Origin of the sequence: Salegentibacter sp. UBA1130, from assembly GCF_002311535.1 — a bacterium.
Lineage (GTDB): Bacteria > Bacteroidota > Bacteroidia > Flavobacteriales > Flavobacteriaceae > Salegentibacter > Salegentibacter agarivorans.
The window spans coordinates 254,225-274,162 of the sequence record NZ_DCAP01000027.1 but is presented as its reverse complement, the minus strand read 5'-3'; the positions used below and the strand labels follow the sequence as shown (position 1 = coordinate 274,162).

Here is a 19,938-nt window from a genome sequence, read left to right as displayed (position 1 = left end):
ATATGAGCAACATAGGCCAAATAGAACGTATCACCCAAAACAAAGTAGTTCAGTTTTTTGAATTGGGTTTAAATTATGACTATCTCGGCGATTGGAAAGACCGAGCTGGCAATAGTAATATAGAACCTAAATATTTAGTTCCTTTTTTAAAAAGGAAAGGCTATTCAAACACACTCATTACCAAGGCTATCGATAAGTTATCTAAGGAAACGAGTGATTTGGGTAAAAGCCTATACGATGCCAATAAAGATGCGTATAGTTTGCTTCGTTATGGCGTTAAAGTACGACCAGATGTCGGGGAAAATAAAGAAACCGTTTGGCTAATTGACTGGAAAAATCCAAGTAACAACCATTTTGCCATTGCCGAGGAAGTTACTATTTCCGGAAACCACACCAAAAGACCAGATATTGTAATTTATATAAATGGTATGGCCCTTGGAGTAATCGAACTGAAAAGAAGTACGGTAGGCGTTACAGAGGGCATCAGACAAAATTTATTGAACCAAGAGAAAGACGTCATTGGTTCATTTTATGCCACAATGCAATTACTAATGGCAGGGAATGATACTGAAGGTTTGCGTTACGGAACGATTGAAACTTCAGAAAAATATTATCTCCAATGGAAAGAAAACAGCGAAGAACAAAACAAGTTATTAAAGCACCTATTTCAAATATGTAACAAGGAACGCTTTTTGGAAATCATTCACGATTTTATTGTATTTGATAAAGGCGTAAAAAAATTATGTCGACACAATCAATATTTTGGGGTCAAAGCAGCACAAGAAAGACTTCTAATGAGAGAAGGCGGCATTATTTGGCATACCCAAGGTAGCGGTAAAAGCTTAACGATGGTGTGGCTCACCAAATGGTTGCGAGAAAATGTGGATGATGCCAGGGTATTGATAATTACCGATAGAGAAGAACTTGACAGTCAAATTGAAAAGGTCTTTAAAGGCGTTCAAGAGGAAATTTACAGAACGAGAAGTGGTCGGGATTTAATTGATACACTCAATCAGAAAAATGAATGGCTCATTGGCTCATTGGTTCACAAATTCGGTGGTAAAGATGAAGCCAATTTTGATGCCTTTGCAGAAGAATTGACACTGAGTTTGTCTAAAGATTTTAAAGCAAAAGGAAATCTTTTTGTGTTTGTAGATGAATGTCATAGAACACAATCTGGAAGCTTGAATAAAGCAATGAAACAAATACTGCCAAATGCTGTCTTTGTTGGATTTACAGGGACGCCTTTGCTGAAAAAAGACAAACAGAAAAGTATTGAAGTTTTTGGCACTTATATTCACACCTATAAATTTGATGAAGCTGTTAAGGATAAAGTGGTTTTAGATCTCAGGTATGAAGCGAGAGATGTAGAACAAAATATCACTTCACAAAGGAAAATAGACCAATGGTTTGATGCCAAAACCAAAGGCTTAACAGATATTGCAAAACAAAAATTGAAAAAACGCTGGGGAACAATGCAAAAAGTTTTGAGTTCTCAAGACAGATTGAATAGAATTGTTGATGATGTTTTATTGGATTTTGAGCTTAAAGATAGGTTACAGAACGGAACAGGAAATGCAATGTTGGTTTCAGGAAGTATTTATCAAGCCTGTCGTTATTACGAAATCTTTCAACAGAAAGGCTTTAAACGCTGTGCTATTATAACATCTTACAACCCTACGATTCAGAGTATTAAAGACGAAACAACTGGAGAAGAAGGCTATACTGAAAAATTGATGCAGTATGAAACCTATATAAAAATGCTCGATGGTAAGACCACAGAAAATTTTGAACTGGAGGCGAAAACAAAATTTATAGAGGAGCCTGCCCAAATGAAACTACTCATTGTGGTTGATAAACTGCTAACTGGTTTTGATGCGCCATCAGCAACCTATTTGTATATTGATAAGCAAATGCGAGATCACGGTTTGTTTCAAGCAATTTGTAGAGTAAATAGATTAGATGGAGAGAGTAAAGAATATGGTTATATTATAGATTACAAGGACTTGTTTGAAAGTTTAGAAGGTTCAATTGACGACTACACTAAAGAAGCTTTTGGAGAATTTGATGAGGACGATGTACAAGGGCTTTTGGAAAATAGATTAGAAAAGGCAAAAGAGCGATTAGAAAACGCAAGGGAAACGATTAAAGCTTTATGTGAACCGGTGTTTCCACAAAGTGCGATTAATTTTCAACGTTTCTTTTGTGGTAATTCAGAAAATAAAGCAGATTTAAAAAATACTGAACCTCTAAGGTTAAACCTATATAAGTATACTGTTAGCTTAATTCGTTCTTATGCCAATATTGCCAACGAAATGAGAGAAGCCGGTTATACTACAGATGAAATCGAAACAGTAAAGCAGGAAGTAAGGTTTTACACAAATTTAAGAGATGAAATAGAAAAAGCAAGTGGCGATTATATCGACTTAAAACGTTTTGAGCCAGCAATGCGACATTTAATTGATAGCTACATTAGAGCAGAAGAAAGCGAAACAATTTCTGCCTTTGATGATTTATCCTTAATTCAATTAATTGTAGAGCGTGGGGAAGACGCTGTTGATTCTTTACCAGAAGGGATTAAAAAAGATAAAGAGGCCGTAGCAGAAACCATTGAAAATAACCTACGTAAAGTTATTATTGAGGAAACCCCGACCAATCCACGATATTTCGAAAAAATGTCAGTTATTTTAGATGAATTGATATTGGAACGAAGGCGTGAAGCATTTGATTATAAAAAGTATCTTCAAAAGATAATAGAGCTTACCAAAAAAGTAACAAGACCCAGTAAAACATCTTCTTACCCTTCTGAATTAGACACTAACGCAAAGCGAGCATTATATGATAATTTGGGAAAAGATGAAGCATTGGCAATGTTAATGGATGAAACAGTCAAATATAATAAGCAAGCCGATTTTAGAGGTAATAAATTAAAAGAGAAAAAAATAAAAATTGCAATCAAACATATACTTCCCGATGGTTATAGTGTGGATGAGATTTTTGAAATTATAAAAAATCAAAATGAGTATTAAGGAAGAACAGATACAGGTACTGGATTTAAGGATTGATGTGGTTAAAAAGGATATTAAAAATATGCATTTAGCAGTTTATCCCCCTACAGGAAGAATCCGTATAGCTTCACCTAAGGAGGTCAAAGATGAGGCTATAAGACTTTTTGCAATTAGTAAAATACAATGGATTAAAAAGCATCAAAAGAACTTCTACGAACAATTAAGAGAGACACCGAGAGAATATATTACAGGCGAAAGCCATTATTTTGATGGGAAGCGTTTTTTGTTGAAAGTAGTAGAGCGTCACGGCAAGCATGAGTTGATAATTAAGAATAAAACCTATTTAGAATTATATATAAATCCTAAAGCATCCGAAAATGCTAAAGAAAAAGTATTTCAAGAAAAATATAGAGCTCATTTAAAAGAAATTGTACCTGGTATTATTAAGAATTGGGAAGAAAAAACTGGTTTGATCTGTGAACATTGGGATGTCAAAAAAATGAAAACCAAGTGGGGTTCCTGTAATATTGAAAAAAGAAAAATATTATTAAACCTAGAATTGGCAAAAAAACCAAGACATTGTTTGGAGTATGTTATTGTTCACGAGCTAATGCACTTTTTGGAACGTAACCATAATGACAAATTTAGAGCTTTGTTAGATAAGTTTATGCCAAATTGGAGAACCTATAAAAGAGAGTTGAACGAACTGCCTGTGGTTTATTAAAAAATTATTTTTGTTGTAAAAAATGTAGAATTCTTATTATAAAGATTAACTACAATTTTTTCTTAAACACAACAATTAGGTTTGATCCGATAATGGTTTTCCACCCATCCTAAATATTGGTGCACAAAATCCTTAGGTTGGATCAATCCTAAATCTAAATGCATAAGAATCAATATTAAATGATAGCAATTAATATCAATTAAAAATTTGCTTTTGAATAAGGAGTTATTCTGTACCCATTCTGTACTTATTCTGTACTATAAGAAATAAAAAAAGGCTTTCGATTTCTCGAAAGCCTTGTCATTGCTAGTAGCGGGAACTGGACTCGAACCAGTGACCTTCGGGTTATGAGCCCGACGAGCTACCTACTGCTCTATCCCGCGATATCGACTGCAAATATACAGTCATTTTTTGTTTCTCCAAAGCTTTTTTTCAATTAAATCATTACCCAATTCATAGCTTTCATTCGCTCCTTTTTTTTAAAGGCTTCTACATCTGCCGGAACAATAAAATCTTTTATTTTCATAGATTTCTTAAACATCTTATCATCAGTAACAATAGCTATTTTTTTTAGATCTTCAGGATGTGAAAAATGAAATTTTACTGCCTTAAAAAAACCTCCCAGTGAGATTCCTTCATCAGATTCGTCCTCTAAATAAAGACATATTGGCCTTATTTTTTCTAAACGATTTTCTATTTTTGAAAGGATCTCTTTCATTTTTTTGTGATCAATTTCTTCCTTAATCATAAAACCGACAACATGATCGGCAAACTCAAAAGTTTTTTCCATTGGGTTATAGAATGGTTAGTATATTCCGTAAGTTAAAAAAAGAAAATGAATTTGGAAGTAGATAGAAAGTAATTTAGAAGCTTACTGTTCAATATTCACGGCCTCATAAGATGTTAATTCTCCATTCTCAAAAGAGACACGTATTTCTATAGGGTTACAGCAATTCTCGCAGTCTTCAATATAGGTTTGACTTCTAACCGATGGATCTAGAAGTACAGAGATTTCTTCCCAGCAATAGGGACATTGAAAAAAGTGTTCAAACATAAATTACAATTCAATATTCAACAATTGGCCGGTGAGCTGTAGCAACTCCAATTCAGCAATCTTTGCATCATATTTTGCGAGATTAAGACTCGTTCTTGCATCCAGTAAATTCACCTGGGCCTGTCTAAATTCAATAGAAGTAATTCTTCCAAGATTAAATTGTTCCTGGGAACGCTCAAAATTATCCTGGTTTGTAGCCACGTTTTCTTCCTGAACCCTTAAAATATATAACCGGTTTTCATAATTTCCCAGAGCATTAGCAATATCCCTTCTAATTCCCAGGGCTACCTGTTTCTTTTGCAACTCCTGGTTCTCGTGGGTTATTTTAGCATTCTGAATTTGCACAGAAGTAGTACCACCATCAAAAAGATTCCAGGTTAAACTTACACCTCCCGAAATACCATCGGTAGTTTGGCGGCTCCCGGGAAAGAACGCTGTTGCTGCACTTCTATTAAAATTCCACCCATAAGAGCCGTTAAGATCTATAGTAGGCAAATAACCCGATTTGCTAATTTTAATATCGTATTCTGTAATAGCCAAATTTCTATCCAGCTGAAGCAAGGAAACGTTATTAGCTTCGGCTTCATCAATATAGGCTTCCAATTGTAATTTTGGAATAAAAGTAACCGTGGTATCTACCTCAAAATCCTTGTTCATTATTTGTCTATCTACCAAAACATTTAAATCTCGTTTGGTATTATCCAGTTGTTGACGGGTTTGCAGCAGGTTCACACTATCGTTATTTACATCTACCCTGGCATTAAGCACCGCCAGGTTATTACTCTGCCCGTAATCGAACTGGTATTGTGCCCTGGTTACACGCTCTTTTGAAGTTTCCAGAACATCTTTTAATACTTCAACATTCTCGCTTAGGCGTGCAATTTCATAGTAAACGGTTAATAACTGAAGCATAGTATTTTCTATGGTTTCCCGGGCCTGAAGTTTAGATAAATCGTATTGTTCTTTTAAACTTTTGTAGTTGTAAAACCTACCCAAACCATCAAACAAAGTGTAATCTAAATTTATAGATGCATTATAAGAATTGCTTTCTATGCCTTGTTGATCTAGGGGTTCACCTTCTTCGGGTTCAGTAAGCCTGTTGTTAAGATCGTAACCGGCACCTGCTCGCCCAGTTACCGATGGTAAATAGCCAGAATTAAGGATTCCCTGATTGTTTTCGGAGATTTCCACATCGTTATTAGCCATTTTAATACCGTAATTACGCTCCAACGCGAGTGCTATAGCTTCTTCCTTGGTTAAGACATTTTCTTCCTGGGCAACCATACTACCCATACAAAAAATAGCGACCACAAGTATTAAATTAACCAATCTCCCCATGTGCTTTTTCTTCTTTTTGTTCTTTAATAGCTCTTTCTACTTCTTCATGCGTCACTCTGTTTCCGCTGGCGAGCCATTTTCCACTCACTTTAATATTATTACTGATAGATAGAAGTAATGGTAAAAGCAGTAAGGTTAGTACCGTAGCGATAGCGATTCCATAAGAAATAGAAATTGCCATTGGTTTTAAGAATTGCGCCTGCCTGCTTTTTTCAAGGAGTAATGGCGCCATTCCCGCAATAGTGGTAAGCGAGGTTAGAAAAATAGCCCTAAATCTTGCCCGGCCGGCTTCGTAAAGTGCATCGTTAAACTTCATCCCGTCTCGCAGGTTTCCGTTAAATTTACTTATAAGCACCAGCCCATCATTCACCATAATTCCTACTAAAGCAATAATTCCTAAAGCGGAAAGTACATTTACCGGGAAATCGTGAATCCAGTGTCCCCAGGCAACCCCAATAATACTAAAAGGAATCATTATCATTAATAATAATGGCTGGCTGTAACTTCTAAAAGTAAAAGCGATTACCGCATAAATAAGGAATAACACCACCGGTAATACTCCCTTAGCGGAATCGGTTAGCTTGTTGGCTTCCCTGTTTTGCCCTTCATAAGAAACCGATAAACTGGGATATTTTGCAAGCAAATCGGGCATTACGTTACTTCTGATGTCTGCTAGAATTTCGGTAGAACTTCCGTTGGGATCTTCCATATCTGCACTCACCCTAATTTCCCGAAGTCCGTCCAAATGGCTTATAGATTCGGTACCGCGCACAATATCATAATTTGCAATTTCATTAAACGGTACACGCGCGCCATCTGGTGTTGTTAATCGCATATCGTCTAGATCGTTAATAGAAGACCGATTCTCAAGATCGTAACGAACCCAAACCCTAATCTCATCCTGGCCCCGCTGAAAACGCTGTACCGGAGTTCCAAAAAAACCGTTTCTCACCTGGCGCATCACTTCACTAAGATCCAGGCCAAGAGCATAGGCGCTTTCTTTCAGTTTAATATTAATCTCTTTGATACCTTGCGGATCGTTATCCTTAACATCTTTTAAAAGCGCATTATTTTCAAAATTATCCTTTAGTTCTTCTTTTGCAGCCTCCAGTTCCTGGAGGTTATTCCCCAGTAAAGACACCGAAACCGGATCTCCTCCAAAATTACCACCAGAGCCAAAAGTAAGATTCTCTACACCAAAAACAGGTCCTACTTCATCCCTTATAGCATTTGTAATTTCTGGCGATCCAATATCTCTTTCTTCTCCGGGCAGTAAATTTACCTGCAGAGAAGCTTTATTATTTCCGGGGCCAACTCTTTTTATAGTATTTTCTACAACTTGTTTATTTCCGCTTTGGCGACTGCTAAAATCTTCATTTACGCGCCAGGCAGCTGCTTCAACCATAGAAATAATAGAGTCTGTTTTTTCGGGATTCACTCCTTCAGCCATTAAAAGATCTATACTCACCCTGTCACTGGCAATACTTGGGAATAGGGTTATCCTAATCCAGTTGCCACCAATTGCGCCAATGGTTAGAATTAAAACAGCAACCAAAATTCCTAAAGAAAGCATTTGTTGTTTAAGTACAAATTTTAATACGGGGCTATAAGATTTATCTCTTAAATAGCTCATAACCTTATCCCCGGTGCGGTTTACTACCCGCATCTTAACAAAGAACTTAGCCAGGCCGGTTTTCTTGTTATCTTCTTCAACATTTCTGGCTTGTAATGCTTTTGAATGAGCAATGTGGGCCGGTAAGATAATAAGTGCTTCTACCAATGAAACCACTAAAGTAAGAATGACCACTGTGGAAACTTCGCCAAAAAATTCACCAATTCTACTGTCTAAAAATAAGAATGTTGAAAAAGCTAAAACCGTAGTTAAAATAGCTGAAATTATGGGAGGAATAACTTCCATTGTACCATCTAAAGCAGCCTGAACGGGAGTTTTCCCCATTTCATAATGCTGATAAATGTTTTCACCAATTACAATCCCATCATCTACCAGGATCCCAATTACGATAATCATCCCGAATAAAGAAAGGACGTTTATAGTTACTCCAAACTGACCAGCAAATATAAACATCCCCAAAAACGCAATGGGAAGCCCAAAAGCCACCCAAAATGCCAGCCTTGTATTTAGAAAAATCGACAAGAACAATAACACGAGAAATATTCCCATTGCCCCATTTTCTAGCAGGAGCTGGGTTCTTTGCCCTAATGTAATAGAAGAATCTGATACTACATCCAGGCGAATATTACTGCTTTTCGTATTATAATCTTTTACGTATTCTTTTACCTTTTTTGCAGCCGATAAAAGGTCTTCATTATTGGTATTGCTTATCGCTACATTTACAGCAATATTGCCGTTGAAATATGAAGAGTTAGAAGTTTCACCAAATTGATCCCTAACTTCGGCCACATCGCTTAAGCGGGTAGTTTGACCGGTAGCTGAAGATCTTATAACCAAATCGTTTAAAGCATCGGCATAATAACTACGGCTGTTTGCTCTTATTAAATAATCTTCTGCTTCGGTTTTAATAGTTCCGCCGGTACTTAAGATATTTGCTGCGCCAACGGTTCTGGCAACTTCTTCAAAAGTTAGGTTATAAGCTAAAAGATCGTCCTGGCTCACTGCAATTTCAATTTCTTCTTCAGGAAATCCAGAAATTTCTATTTGCGAAATTCCGTCAAGCTGCCTTAGATCGTTCTCTACTTGCTCGCTAATACGTTTCAGCGTTACCAGCGGCACGCCATCGCCGCTAATAGCAAAACTAATAGATGGGCGCACTCTTTCTTCTTTAGAAACCACTAAAGGCTCCATTCCGCCAGGAAAAGTAGGAACGCGGTCTACCGCGTTTTTTACTTCGGTGAGCATAACATCTATATCTTCGTCCTGCTCTATTTCTACTGTAATTGAACCGCCACTCTCCCGTGCTGTAGAAGTCACTCGTTCTATACCCACCAGGCCTTTAAGGTTATCTTCAATTTTGAGAATAATCCCTTCTTCAATCTCCTCTGGAGCTGAACCCGGATAATTTACACTAATATTGATGATGCGTGATTCTTCTAAAGGAAAAAAGGAAGAATTTAAGCTGAATACACCTACGAGGCCAAAAATTACAAAAGCGAGGATTACCACATTAACGGCTACCTCATATTTTATAAAATAACTAATTAATTTTCTCAAAATTCCTCGGCTTTAGCAGTGTCTTTCTCTTCCTGTATTTGCACTTTCATTCCAGGATGGGCGCCGGGAACAGGGGCCGAAACAAGCTTATCGCCATCTTCAAGGCCTTTTATCACCACTTTATTGCTGGAAAAATAAACAGGATTAATTTCTTCTAAAACCATCACGCTATCTTTTACCACGTAAACTTTTGACCGGTCTACCAACAATTCCCTGGCAATCTCAATGGCATTATCCTCATCACGAGCATCTAATTTTGCTTCCAGGTACATTCCTTCCCGAATATCGGGATCTTCAATTCTTATAAAAACCTGGATGGTTTGTGAAGCTCGGTCTACCCTGGCATTTATCCTGCTTACGGTACCTGTGTATGTCTGATTCCCGTCAAGATCCTGGAGCGCTACATTTTCTCCGATTTTTAATAAATCTGAAAACTTTTTCCCAACAGCAACTTCAAGTTCGTAAACCGAAGGATCTATAAATTCGCCAAGTTTCTGGCCGGGTCTTACCAAAGTTCCCGGGTTTACGGAAGCTTCAGTTAAAACTCCATTAAATGGGGCAACTATATTGAATTTTCTAAGGCGTTCTTCCAGGTTCTTTATCTCGTAATAAGCCGATTGGATTCCGCGGCCGGTAATAAAATATTTTTCTTTATCTGAATCTGCCTCAGGCAAAGGTTTGGTTGTACTGTTTACATCAAAATTATTCAGGTAATCCTGCCATTTCTGAAAAGAATCTGGATAATCCATTCTAAGATCGGGCATAATGGAAGTGATATTATTGAATAATTCACTTTTAGCCGAACGCACACTTGCAGCATATTCTTCTGAATTAATACTTAATAGCACCTGGCCTTTATTATAACGTTGCCCGGGTCTAAAATCTTTACTGCTGTACTGGAAAATTCCTTCTACTTCAGAAAAAAGCTCCATTTTTTTAAGCGCGGTAACATTACCATTGGCGGGAACTATTATGGGAACCCTTCGGTTTTCAACAGTTTCTACAAATACATTTTTTACCACTTTGGTAGTCTCGGGAACTTCTTTCACATTACTATCAATAATTGCTTTTGCACCAAAAACTGCTAAAACAATAAGTAATACTCCAAGTATAGAAAGTATAATTTTGCGTTTATCCATGTGTGTAAGACACCTATTTGCCCAATTGGTTTAATTTAAACTTGAAATTATAAGAATTGTTTATGCTAAACTATCCAGGCTTTCCTGAATTTCTTCCCATTCTTTCATAAGAGAGTTTAGCTCTTTTTTCTTTGTTTTATACTTCTCCAAATATCCTGGCTTCGCTGCAACTTCATCGTAATTTGTAGCTAATTCCATATCACGCGTTTCGAGTTCTTTTTCTAACTTAGTGATTTTAGATTCGGTATTGCTCAACCTGTTTTTTAAAGATTTTACTTTTTTCTGATCTTTGTAGGCTTTTTTGTTGTTAGAACCGGCATCTTTTTGAACTTTCGCCGCCTTATCTCTTTTTTCAACACTACGCATATCTTCCAGTTTACGCTGCTCTAAAAAGTAATTAATATCACCCAGATATTCCTTTATTTTGGTATGCTTAAACTCATAAACTTTATTAGAAAGTCCTTGAAGAAAATCCCTGTCGTGAGAAACAATTATTAAAGTTCCCTCAAACCTGTTCAACGCTTCCTTTAATACGTTCTTGGATTTAATATCAAGGTGGTTGGTAGGCTCATCCATTATAAGAACGTTGAAGGGCTGTAGCATAAGCTTACAAAGCGCCAAACGGTTTCTTTCCCCTCCTGAAAGCACTTTCACCTTCTTCGATACTTCATCTCCTCTAAAGAGAAATGAACCCAACATATCACGAACCTTACTTCTATTCTTTTCATTGGCAGAATCAATCATAATATCCAATACGGTTTTCTCACCGTCCAGGTAATCGGCTTGATTTTGCGCAAAATATCCTAACTGAACATTGTGACCCAGTTTTAAATTTCCTTCGTAAGAAATTTCATCAATAATAATTTTAGCAAGCGTGGTTTTCCCCTGCCCGTTTTGTCCCACAAAAGCAATTTTACTTCCACGTTCTATTAAAAGATCAATATTCTTTAAAACCTGATTATTACCATAAGCTTTGCCAATCCCCTCTGCTTCTATAACCACTTTCCCAGGTTGAATAGAAATAGGGAAACTCACATTCATCACCGCATTATCATCCTCATCTACCTCAATCCGATCTATTTTATCAAGTTTTTTGATAAGCGACTGTGCCATAGAAGCTTTTGAAGCTTTTGCCCGAAATTTATCGATAAGCTTTTCGGTTTGCTCAATTTCACGTTGCTGATTCTTTTGTGCGGCCAGTTGTTGCTCTCTTAATTCCTCTCTAAGCACCAGGTATTTTGAATACGGCTTATTGAAATCGTAAATCTGGCCAAGCGAAATTTCTATGGTTCTATTGGTAACATTATCCAAGAACATTTTATCGTGAGAAACAATAATCACACAACCTGAATAGTTATTAAGGAAATTCTCCAACCAGATAATACTTTCAATATCCAGGTGGTTGGTAGGCTCATCCAGCAACAGAATATCGTTATTTTGAAGTAAAAGTTTTGCAAGTTCAATTCGCATTCTCCAACCTCCCGAAAAAGTTTCGGTAAGTTTACCAAATTGTTCCCGCTGAAAACCGAGTCCAAGTAACACCTTTTCGGTATCACCTTCGTAATTATACCCGCCAATTATTTCGTAGGTATGTGTAATCTCACTTAAATCCTGAATAAGTTGGGTGTAAGATTCACTTTCGTAATCGGTTCTGGTTGCTAATTGATGGTTAATTTCATCAATTTGCTTTTCAAGTTTCTTTATTTCAACAAAAGCTTGTTGCGCTTCTTCTAAAACACTGCGACCCTGTTCAAAATCTATATCCTGCTTTAAAAAACCAATATTCAGTTCTTTATCACGCGCAATCTGCCCACCATCATATTCCTGCTCGCCGGCAAGAATTTTAAGCATTGTAGATTTTCCGGCACCATTCTTTCCTATTAAACCAACGCGATCTCCCGCGCCCAGTCTAAAGGTTATTTCTTCAAAAAGATATTCTCCGCCAAAGGAAACAGAGAGATTATGAATATTAAGCATTTGTTGATTTTATTTTTGCAAATATGCCTAAATTTACAACGTGAAAAAAATATGTTTACTCCCAATCTAAAGCCACAACGAAACTTATAACCCCTTGATTATCAATTATGGAATTTTTAAAAGGAACCAAGCTTTACAGTATACTTACAGGAACCTGCCCTGTTTGCCACGAAGAGAGTATGTATGTTGAAAGCAATCCTTATAAATTAGGACGTATTTTTGAAATGCACGAGCACTGTTCTAACTGCGGAACAAAATATAAAATAGAGCCTTCTTTCTTCTTTGGAGCTATGTATGTAAGCTATGCGGTAGGCATCGCATTTTCTGTAGCAGCATTTGTAATTGCGTATTTCTTTTTTGGAGGTGGATTAATGACCTCTTTTTGGGCCATAATAGGAACGCTTGTAGTATTTATGCCAATAATTATAAGGCTTTCCAGAAATATCTGGATTAATTTCTTTCTTAACTACAAACCCAATGCGGGAAAACGCTAAGCCTTATAATGTTTCTTATTGAATCTTTGTAAATCTATTTCCTGCGGAAGCTGAACATTTTCTTCAATAAACCTGATTAATTGTTCTGAAACCATGGGGGAACTAAGCACGCCTCTGCTTCCAAATCCGTTGCAGCAATACAGGTTTTTATATTTGGGATGCCTTCCTAACATTGGTTTGCGGTCTTTGCTGGCAGGTCTAATTCCCGCCGACTGGTCTACAACTTCGAACTTACAGGTAATTAACTTTTTAATTTTATTTTCCAGGTCTTCCCGTGCAGTTTTACTGGGTTGTGGATCTGTATCCTTGTTGTTATAAGTAGCGCCAACTTTATATAAATTATTCCCTAGCGGAATAATAAAAACCGAAGATTTTACTGCTTCTTCCAGTTTTAATTCTTCTGAATAAATAGTGATATATTCTCCTTTATTTCCGCGTAGCGGAAGGTAATTAAAGAAAGGATTATGTTGCATCCCAAATCCTTCACAAAAAACGATTTGTTTGGCTGAAACTCCATTATAGTTAACGGAATCTTCATTAACCTGAAGCGCCGAATAATCAAATCTTTCAAATTGAATTTTGTTATTATTTTTTAAATAATTTCGGTATTCTTTTATGAGCACATCGGTATCAATAACCCCGGTTTGGCGAACCCTCCCAAAAGAAAATTCTGAAGGAATATTGGGATTTATCTCTTTAACCAGGTTTGTATCTAAATATTCTGAAAGTAAAGGTTTATCGGCTGCTTCAAACCAATTGTTCTGCTCTTCGGCTGAAAAGAATTTTCTATAAATTTCTACAGGATAAACTATCTTAGCCTGTAATTTTGCCTCTAATTCCTTATAAAAAGGAATCGCGATCTTCATTTGTTCATTTGCATTCCAGGCCAGGGTAAAACGTTTAAGAATTACCGGGTTAAAAAGCCCACCGGCAACCAGGGAAGATTTTTGAGAATTATCTTCAAAAACTACAAATTTCTTATTTCTGTCTTCCAGCCTTTGACTTATTGCAATTCCGCTTAGGCCTAAACCAACTACTATATAATCTAACATAGTTTAAAATTAAAAATTTATAGTTAACCTCCCTATTGAAAATGAAAAAGCGTCCCATAAGGAACGCTTTTCTAATAAATTTTTAAGCTTTTAAAGGAATTAGTAATTCCACATATCCAGCTCAAAGTTTCTTATTTGTTCTTTAATACGCTGGGCCTCTAAAAGTTCCATAAACGCATTATCTACAATGTATTCATCAATTTCACGATCTCCATAGACATTATCTTCTTTATAGATCATCCCATCAAATCTTCTGGAATTGAGTAAATGATCAAAGGTGACGGTTTGCGCAGAACTACTACCGGTAAAGGCTTTATTATCATGCAAAACCTGCCTGGCATCGGGAAACCAAACCCAAAATAATTCTACCAGATCGGTTTGACCAGAATCTATAAAATTTACATCGGGAGCTACGGGAGCAATACCGAGTATTCTATACTTCAATTCTGCCTGGCGCTTATCAAAATACCACATTCCACGAATATGATATTCTGCGATATCAGCGGCACTTAAATCCCGTCTATCTATAAATTGTTCCTCAACCTGTTCCCCGGCATTATACTGCTCAATTCCAAGATCTGTAGTATCTACTTTAGATAAGGTTGCTTCAATATCCTTAAGGGTTCTCTTTTCTTTAAAGTAAGAATCGGCATAAATGTTTTGAATTTTACCACTTTTAATAGCAGAAACCAAAACATCGTACAAGGCCCTACGGTTATTCCCAATATTATTAGTATCTATTGGGTAATACAATGGGAAATTAACCCTTTCATCAAGATCTATTTTTTCCCATACGTTTTTAGACCATAATACATCACGATCTTCAATGTATCCATATTCAAGTGGTTTATCATTTATATCACTTTGAATCTGGGCTTCGGTTTTCCTGCCAATATCTTCAGGGTCTTTAGCGTTTAAAATATTCGCCTGCCCAAAAGATGTTATTGTGAAAGAAAACACCAAAGCATTCAATAAAAATCCTCTCCAATTCATCTTCTAAATTTTATTAATTTGTTAACTCTATAACAACTGGAGAAACTTTCTTCAGTTTATATCCAGAGTTACCAGAGATACCCGCTTGAATATCAAAAATTTGCACAGATTCTCCTCGTCCTGCTCTTCTTAGAGCAGCTTTTGCTCTATCGTCTAACCTACTACCATTAACCTGAATAGTTGGTTGTCCCGGTACTTTAAAACTAAATCCTGTTACGTTTAGATCAAGATTGAAATCGAAATCTGGAAGTGTTGCCCCAATAGTAGAAACTTCTAAACTATTACGTTGCATTTGCACCGATCCATCTTCTCCCCTAACCGTACCTGCCGGTCTTGGAATATCTTTAATTCTAAATGTTTTACTATCTGAAACGGTTTCTCCACCGGGAAGCTTACCGCTTACATTAATTGCTACTTCTCTAGCCTGTAAATTAGTAACGTTCATCACGTATTGTCCCGCACCACCAGCTGGTGAAAGTCCTGGAGCCTGAGCACTAATACTACCAACACCAGGAATAGAAATCGTCATTGGGTTTTGAACCCCACGATAAAGTACATTCATTTTATCGGCAGAAATAACTGCTGAATTAGGCTTTGGAATAACAGCATAAGAACTATTAATAGGGATTCTCACAATTGAGTCACCTTCTTTAAACTGAAGCTCTCCGTTAATTTCTTTTTCACCTACATTACCTGCAGGGAAGTCTAACATAACCTGTCCCGCCTGTGTGCTTTCTACCTTATTGCCGTTTATAGTAACATTTTCAAACTTTAAAGTAGGATCTACACGACCTAAAACTACTTTACCTTTAAAGTTTTCACCACTAAAAAAGGCAGTTTTGTCTGGCACTACTATGGCCTGATAATTAGTTAAGGAAACGTCACTTTGCAATTGCCCTTCAAGCATTGAAGACAAAATATCGTTTTCTGTTGTTCTAACATCAGATTGTATCTGAGTTAATTTTGTAAGAGAAGCAATTAACGGAAATCCCTGATAGTTATACATCAACCAGGGTTGAGTTACATTCTCGTTATTAGTTACTTCTTCCGTAGAAAAATCGTTAGCTACTTTACTTCTAATCTGCGGAAAACCATCTCCCAGAATATTAAGTACTTCATTTCTATAATTATCTATTGCAGCCACAAATTCTTCTCCCCTGGGAGTTACTCTACCACTTGCAAAAAACAAGTTATTTAGTTTATCTGCGCGATCCATAGACTCATAATTGGTCCTTTCCTCACCTTCATAATCGGCTAATAATTCATCTTTAAGATTACCTACCGTATTGTATAAATTATCTGAAAGCACACCAATTTGTTCGGCTTTAGCTTTTAATTCTTCATATTTTGCAGGTTGTTCTTCGGCTTTGGCGGCTAAACCGGCCATTGCCATATCATTACGTTGAGATGTAGTAGCATTAGATTCCTCAAGGTCTTCATTCATTTGACCAAAGGCTGTCAATACTTCCTTAGACATATTTAGTGCCATCATTGCGATGAACACCAGATACATCAGGTTAATCATCTTCTGTCTTGGGGTTTGTTTTCCAGACGCCATGTGCTAATTAGTTTTGTTCTTTAATAATTTAAGTTTTCAGGGGTAATAAATTCACTAATTAGTTGGCACACCACTGCGGGTACCGTTCATAGCTGTAAGCATACCTCCATAAACTCCGTTTAAAGAAGAAAGGTTAGCTGCAAGAGATCCCATTTCCTGGTTTAATTTACCGGCATTTTCTGCAACCTCCTGGTTGATTTCTGCCTGGCGTGAAGCTGATTCTACCTGAGCTTTATAAATATTATTTAAGGTTTCCATTTGCGTAGCTGCTGTAGTAAGCTCTTCGCTGTATTTCTTTTGAGAAGCCATAGCATCTACAGTAGGAGCAATTCCTTTTGCCGCTCCTTCAAAATTACGGATACTGTCTCCAAGACTGCTCATTAGATTAGCATCTATCTTAGCTTCTTTAAGCATTTCATCTAATTTCTTAGAAAGTTGGCCCTGAGTTTCTTTGTCTTCCTCAATTACTGTTGCGCTACGTCGAGTTCCTTGTCCACCGGCTAATTCAGGGTAAACTAAAGACCAGTCAAGGTCGTCATCTGTAGGTTCAAATGCAGAATATGCAAATACAAAAGCCTCTACTACAAGACCTGCAATAAGCATTGGGTTTGCAAATGGCCAGTGCATAATTTTAAAAAGCGCACCTAATATTACAACTGATGCACCTAAACCGTACACCATGTTAGTTATTCTCTTTGTTGAATTCGATTTTGCCATAATAATAAAATAGATTTAGATTTTCTACTGGTTAAATAGGTTGTTGTTAATTATCTGTTTGGTTGATTTAGGGTAACATCTGTTCCGAGGTAATCTTGAACTGTTCTAAAGCCAATATAGCTTCTTGCAGAATCTGCATATTCATAATCTCTTGAACTTACCTGAAGGAAATAAGCTACATCTTTCCAGGAACCTCCCCGCACTACTTTTCGCATATCGTCGGGATTATTAACCGTTGGGTTCATTGAAGACATGTATTCGTAAGAAGCGGGATCGTAAGACGAATCTACCCACTCTGCCACGTTTCCGGCCATATTATACAAACCATAATCATTTGGATCGTAAGATTGAGCTTCAACAGTATAAAGCGCCTGATCTGCCGCGTAATCTCCTCTTAATGGTTTAAAGTTGGCCATAAAACAACCACGATCGTTTTTGGCGTAAGGACCTCCCCACGGGTAAGTAGCTCCTTCTAAACCACCACGAGCTGCGTATTCCCATTCACCCTCGGTTGGTAAACGGTAAGAAGGCACGTTGTGCTCACCTTTTTCTCTTCGGTAATAATTATGATATAAGGTTCTCCATTGCGTAAAAGCCCTTGCCTGTTTCCAGGTAACTCCTACTACGGGATAATCGTCAAAAGCACTATGCCAAAAATAATCATTATGCATAGGCTCATTATATGAATAGTTGAAATCTCTTATCCAAACTGTAGTATCGGGATAAATTTGAATTTCTTCTCTTTTTATATAATCACTTCTATTTCCCTGTTTTTTAGCCGCACCCTGCACATCCATCCAGGTATAAGTGAACTTTAATTTTTCTACATCTATGGTACGCTGTCCGTTATAAACCTCTTCCATGGGGATATACATCATATCCATAACTTCCGCATAATACACATCTGGATAATCTTCTGTATCCCAAATAATATCAATATCCTTATTTAAACGGCGGTTCTCGTAGGTGTCAGATGGACCACCCTGGCCGTATGTATTCAGCATATATTCTTCATAAGGCGTCATGTCTCCCTCATCGGCATCCATAAAAGCGTAATCTCCAATTCCGCCTGAGCCTTCTGCTTCGCCCATGTTTTCAGCCATAATTGCTAATTCGGTTCTAACAATAGAATCCTTTACATCATTAACAAATTGACGGTATTCGGCATTGGTAATTTCGGTTTCATCCATATAGAAAGAACGCACGGTCACCGTTTTAGGCGGGGCATTGCGTTGGCCTGCGATATCATCATCAGACTTTCCCATTATAAATGAACCTCCAGGAATTAATGTCATCCCAAGTGGTTTCTCCGGATTCCACTTCTCCCCTTTCGCACCAACCAGCTGTCCACGATCTCCACGACCACAGCTTGAAAGCAAGGCCAGAACAGCTATTAGCGAAATAAATTTCTTCATAGTTTCTCTTAGGTTAAGACATCTCAATTTACGGCAGTAAACCTATCTAATTATTTTTTAAAAAACAATATTTTAGGTAAAAATACAGTAAATACCAAGAATGCCTGAAATTATTTTAAACTTCGTTTTTTCTTTTTGCTTTATACCATCTTTCTGGAATTACCTGATTACAAGCTTCCAGGTAATCTTCCTCACTGCAAGGTAATAACGTACTCCTTTTTAATTTAGTATCTACATGTTCAAGAAACGGAATCTCTATCCACCACCTCCCGCTAACAGGACTTTTGTAGAACACCAAAACCTCATCATCTATAGGAACCTGATACTTTATAAACTCTTTTTTTGCCGAAATAGTATTTTCGTTAGTCCGGTAATTTATTCCTTCAGCAAAATACCACATCATTTGTGCCATTAACATGGCACCCAAATTTCCGAATTTTAAATTATCATATTCATAAATCCCGAAAGAGCTAACTTTGTCACTAATCCCGGCGTAGCGAGCAAGCGCACAAATTTCTTTCCCATCAAATCCATTAGGGGAAGCAATATCACGAGAACCCGATGAAGGTGCACTTACAGCTGCTAAATCTATAGCCACCATATTTGCATCCCTCATTACCGGTTCTACTAATTTTATATTATTACTAACTTCTCCTAAACGATAAGCGTCAAAAAACAGGCGCTCCATTAACTCTATTTCGTCCTGCGAATTAAAATAGGTTTGATAGCCAATATTGGAATAATTAAATAAATTATAAGGCTGATTAACTACTATCTTACCAACGTAAGAGCAATTGCTTATCGGGTTTTCGGCATCTCCTAAATCAAAACGGCTATCTATGTTTACAAGATTTACCATTTGATCTAAAGTATCGTATGCCCGGTATTGCGCATAAACTAAATCCTGACTTCCGCCTAAAAGCACGGGAATCACATCTTTTTTCACTAATTGCGCCACCAGGGTTTGCACTGCAAAATAAGTATCTTCTACAGTTTCGCCTTTTTCAATATCCCCCAAATCGGCAATATTAATATGCCAGTTTCCCGGGAATAAACTATAAAAAGCCTTTCTCACATCTACAAAATCAAGAAAGTCTATTTCTTCTCCCAGCCGGTTTTCTTTAATACCCACCACTGCCATTTGTACGCCATCTAACTCTGGCAAACCGTGAGAGGCGGTATGTTTTTTTACTGAATTCCCCAGGGAATGTTCACCAAAACCGGCAATTTCCCTAAGCAACTCTTCAGAAAGGGGACTCAGAAAATCTAAATCCATATA

Annotated in this window: 15 protein-coding genes and 1 tRNA gene; 3 read left to right on the top strand and 13 right to left on the bottom strand. The window is 37.1% G+C overall.

Annotation, left to right across the window (positions count from 1 at the left end):
• Nucleotides 1-2: 2 nt before the first annotated feature.
• Both B4F31_RS11415 and B4F31_RS11410 read left to right on the top strand, forming a co-directional pair.
• Nucleotides 3-3,029 (top strand): type I restriction endonuclease subunit R, encoded by a 3,027-nt coding sequence (locus B4F31_RS11415; RefSeq protein ID WP_286761329.1) that lies wholly within the window; start codon nt 3-5, stop codon nt 3,027-3,029.
• Nucleotides 3,019-3,732 (top strand): M48 family metallopeptidase, encoded by a 714-nt coding sequence (locus tag B4F31_RS11410; protein ID WP_286761328.1) that lies wholly within the window; start codon nt 3,019-3,021, stop codon nt 3,730-3,732. Before B4F31_RS11415 ends, B4F31_RS11410 begins: the two co-directional genes overlap by 11 nt.
• 310 nt (nt 3,733-4,042) lie before the next feature.
• Here B4F31_RS11410 and B4F31_RS11405 read toward each other — a convergent pair.
• The 7 genes from B4F31_RS11405 to B4F31_RS11375 all read right to left on the bottom strand — a co-directional run bounded on the left by B4F31_RS11405 (nt 4,043) and on the right by B4F31_RS11375 (nt 12,430).
• A tRNA-Met gene (locus tag B4F31_RS11405) sits at nt 4,043-4,115 on the bottom strand.
• A gap of 53 nt (nt 4,116-4,168) precedes the next feature.
• Nucleotides 4,169-4,522, bottom strand: a complete 354-nt coding sequence (locus tag B4F31_RS11400) for an STAS/SEC14 domain-containing protein (RefSeq protein WP_093305738.1) — start codon at nt 4,520-4,522, stop codon at nt 4,169-4,171.
• Nucleotides 4,523-4,603: 81 nt separating this feature from the next.
• Entirely contained in the window at nt 4,604-4,786 is a 183-nt protein-coding gene (locus B4F31_RS11395; protein WP_093305740.1) for a CPXCG motif-containing cysteine-rich protein, read from the bottom strand.
• Between the two features lie 3 nt (nt 4,787-4,789).
• Nucleotides 4,790-6,124: a TolC family protein gene (locus tag B4F31_RS11390; RefSeq protein ID WP_286761327.1), complete on the bottom strand. Its 1,335-nt coding sequence runs from the start codon at nt 6,122-6,124 to the stop codon at nt 4,790-4,792.
• Nucleotides 6,108-9,314 carry an efflux RND transporter permease subunit gene (locus B4F31_RS11385; RefSeq protein ID WP_093305744.1) on the bottom strand — a complete coding sequence of 1,069 codons (3,207 nt, stop codon included), beginning with the start codon at nt 9,312-9,314 and terminating at the stop codon, nt 6,108-6,110. Before B4F31_RS11385 ends, B4F31_RS11390 begins: the two co-directional genes overlap by 17 nt.
• Nucleotides 9,311-10,453, bottom strand: coding sequence for an efflux RND transporter periplasmic adaptor subunit (locus B4F31_RS11380; protein ID WP_093305746.1), 1,143 nt, complete (start codon nt 10,451-10,453; stop codon nt 9,311-9,313). The genes B4F31_RS11385 and B4F31_RS11380 overlap by 4 nt, the downstream gene beginning before the upstream one ends.
• A gap of 60 nt (nt 10,454-10,513) precedes the next feature.
• On the bottom strand, nt 10,514-12,430 hold the full coding sequence (locus B4F31_RS11375; RefSeq protein ID WP_093305748.1) for an ABC-F family ATP-binding cassette domain-containing protein: 1,917 nt from the start codon (nt 12,428-12,430) through the stop codon (nt 10,514-10,516).
• Between the two features lie 107 nt (nt 12,431-12,537).
• On the opposite strand from B4F31_RS11375, the gene B4F31_RS11370 reads away from it, so the two are divergent.
• Nucleotides 12,538-12,924, top strand: a complete 387-nt coding sequence (locus tag B4F31_RS11370) for a DUF983 domain-containing protein (RefSeq protein ID WP_093305750.1) — start codon at nt 12,538-12,540, stop codon at nt 12,922-12,924.
• On the opposite strand, the gene B4F31_RS11365 is transcribed toward B4F31_RS11370, so the two are convergent.
• From B4F31_RS11365 to B4F31_RS11340, 6 genes are all read right to left on the bottom strand, one after another.
• A complete protein-coding gene (locus tag B4F31_RS11365) occupies nt 12,921-13,976 on the bottom strand; it encodes an NAD(P)/FAD-dependent oxidoreductase (RefSeq protein WP_286761326.1) in 1,056 nt (351 codons plus the stop codon). The two genes, B4F31_RS11370 and B4F31_RS11365, sit on opposite strands and share 4 nt — an antisense overlap.
• Before the next feature lie 99 nt (nt 13,977-14,075).
• Nucleotides 14,076-14,969 (bottom strand): gliding motility protein GldN, encoded by an 894-nt coding sequence (gene gldN, locus B4F31_RS11360; RefSeq protein ID WP_075325741.1) that lies wholly within the window; start codon nt 14,967-14,969, stop codon nt 14,076-14,078.
• A gap of 13 nt (nt 14,970-14,982) precedes the next feature.
• A complete protein-coding gene (gldM, locus tag B4F31_RS11355) occupies nt 14,983-16,527 on the bottom strand; it encodes a gliding motility protein GldM (RefSeq protein WP_075325740.1) in 1,545 nt (514 codons plus the stop codon).
• Nucleotides 16,528-16,581: 54 nt separating this feature from the next.
• The gene (gldL, locus tag B4F31_RS11350) at nt 16,582-17,244 is read right to left on the bottom strand and encodes a gliding motility protein GldL (protein ID WP_093305755.1); all 663 of its coding nucleotides are present in this window, start codon (nt 17,242-17,244) and stop codon (nt 16,582-16,584) included.
• A gap of 50 nt (nt 17,245-17,294) precedes the next feature.
• Nucleotides 17,295-18,659 (bottom strand): gliding motility lipoprotein GldK, encoded by a 1,365-nt coding sequence (gene gldK, locus B4F31_RS11345; RefSeq protein ID WP_075325738.1) that lies wholly within the window; start codon nt 18,657-18,659, stop codon nt 17,295-17,297.
• 115 nt (nt 18,660-18,774) lie between these two features.
• Entirely contained in the window at nt 18,775-19,935 is a 1,161-nt protein-coding gene (locus B4F31_RS11340; protein ID WP_093305756.1) for a formimidoylglutamase, read from the bottom strand.
• Nucleotides 19,936-19,938 lie beyond the last annotated feature (3 nt).

Bases quoted from the DNA above. Each gene is read 5' to 3' on its own strand.
- gldN (WP_075325741.1), bottom strand. From the start codon at position 14,969: ATGAATTGGAGAGGATTTTTATTGAATGCTTTGGTGTTTTCTTTCACA.
- gldK (WP_075325738.1), bottom strand. From the start codon at position 18,659: ATGAAGAAATTTATTTCGCTAATAGCTGTTCTGGCCTTGCTTTCAAGC.
- gldL (WP_093305755.1), bottom strand. From the start codon at position 17,244: ATGGCAAAATCGAATTCAACAAAGAGAATAACTAACATGGTGTACGGT.
- B4F31_RS11410 (WP_286761328.1), top strand. From the start codon at position 3,019: ATGAGTATTAAGGAAGAACAGATACAGGTACTGGATTTAAGGATTGAT.
- B4F31_RS11375 (WP_093305748.1), bottom strand. From the start codon at position 12,430: ATGCTTAATATTCATAATCTCTCTGTTTCCTTTGGCGGAGAATATCTT.
- B4F31_RS11370 (WP_093305750.1), top strand. From the start codon at position 12,538: ATGGAATTTTTAAAAGGAACCAAGCTTTACAGTATACTTACAGGAACC.
- B4F31_RS11340 (WP_093305756.1), bottom strand. From the start codon at position 19,935: ATGGATTTAGATTTTCTGAGTCCCCTTTCTGAAGAGTTGCTTAGGGAA.
- gldM (WP_075325740.1), bottom strand. From the start codon at position 16,527: ATGGCGTCTGGAAAACAAACCCCAAGACAGAAGATGATTAACCTGATG.
- B4F31_RS11365 (WP_286761326.1), bottom strand. From the start codon at position 13,976: ATGTTAGATTATATAGTAGTTGGTTTAGGCCTAAGCGGAATTGCAATA.
- B4F31_RS11415 (WP_286761329.1), top strand. From the start codon at position 3: ATGAGCAACATAGGCCAAATAGAACGTATCACCCAAAACAAAGTAGTT.
- B4F31_RS11395 (WP_093305740.1), bottom strand. From the start codon at position 4,786: ATGTTTGAACACTTTTTTCAATGTCCCTATTGCTGGGAAGAAATCTCT.
- B4F31_RS11390 (WP_286761327.1), bottom strand. From the start codon at position 6,124: ATGGGGAGATTGGTTAATTTAATACTTGTGGTCGCTATTTTTTGTATG.
- B4F31_RS11400 (WP_093305738.1), bottom strand. From the start codon at position 4,522: ATGGAAAAAACTTTTGAGTTTGCCGATCATGTTGTCGGTTTTATGATT.
- B4F31_RS11380 (WP_093305746.1), bottom strand. From the start codon at position 10,453: ATGGATAAACGCAAAATTATACTTTCTATACTTGGAGTATTACTTATT.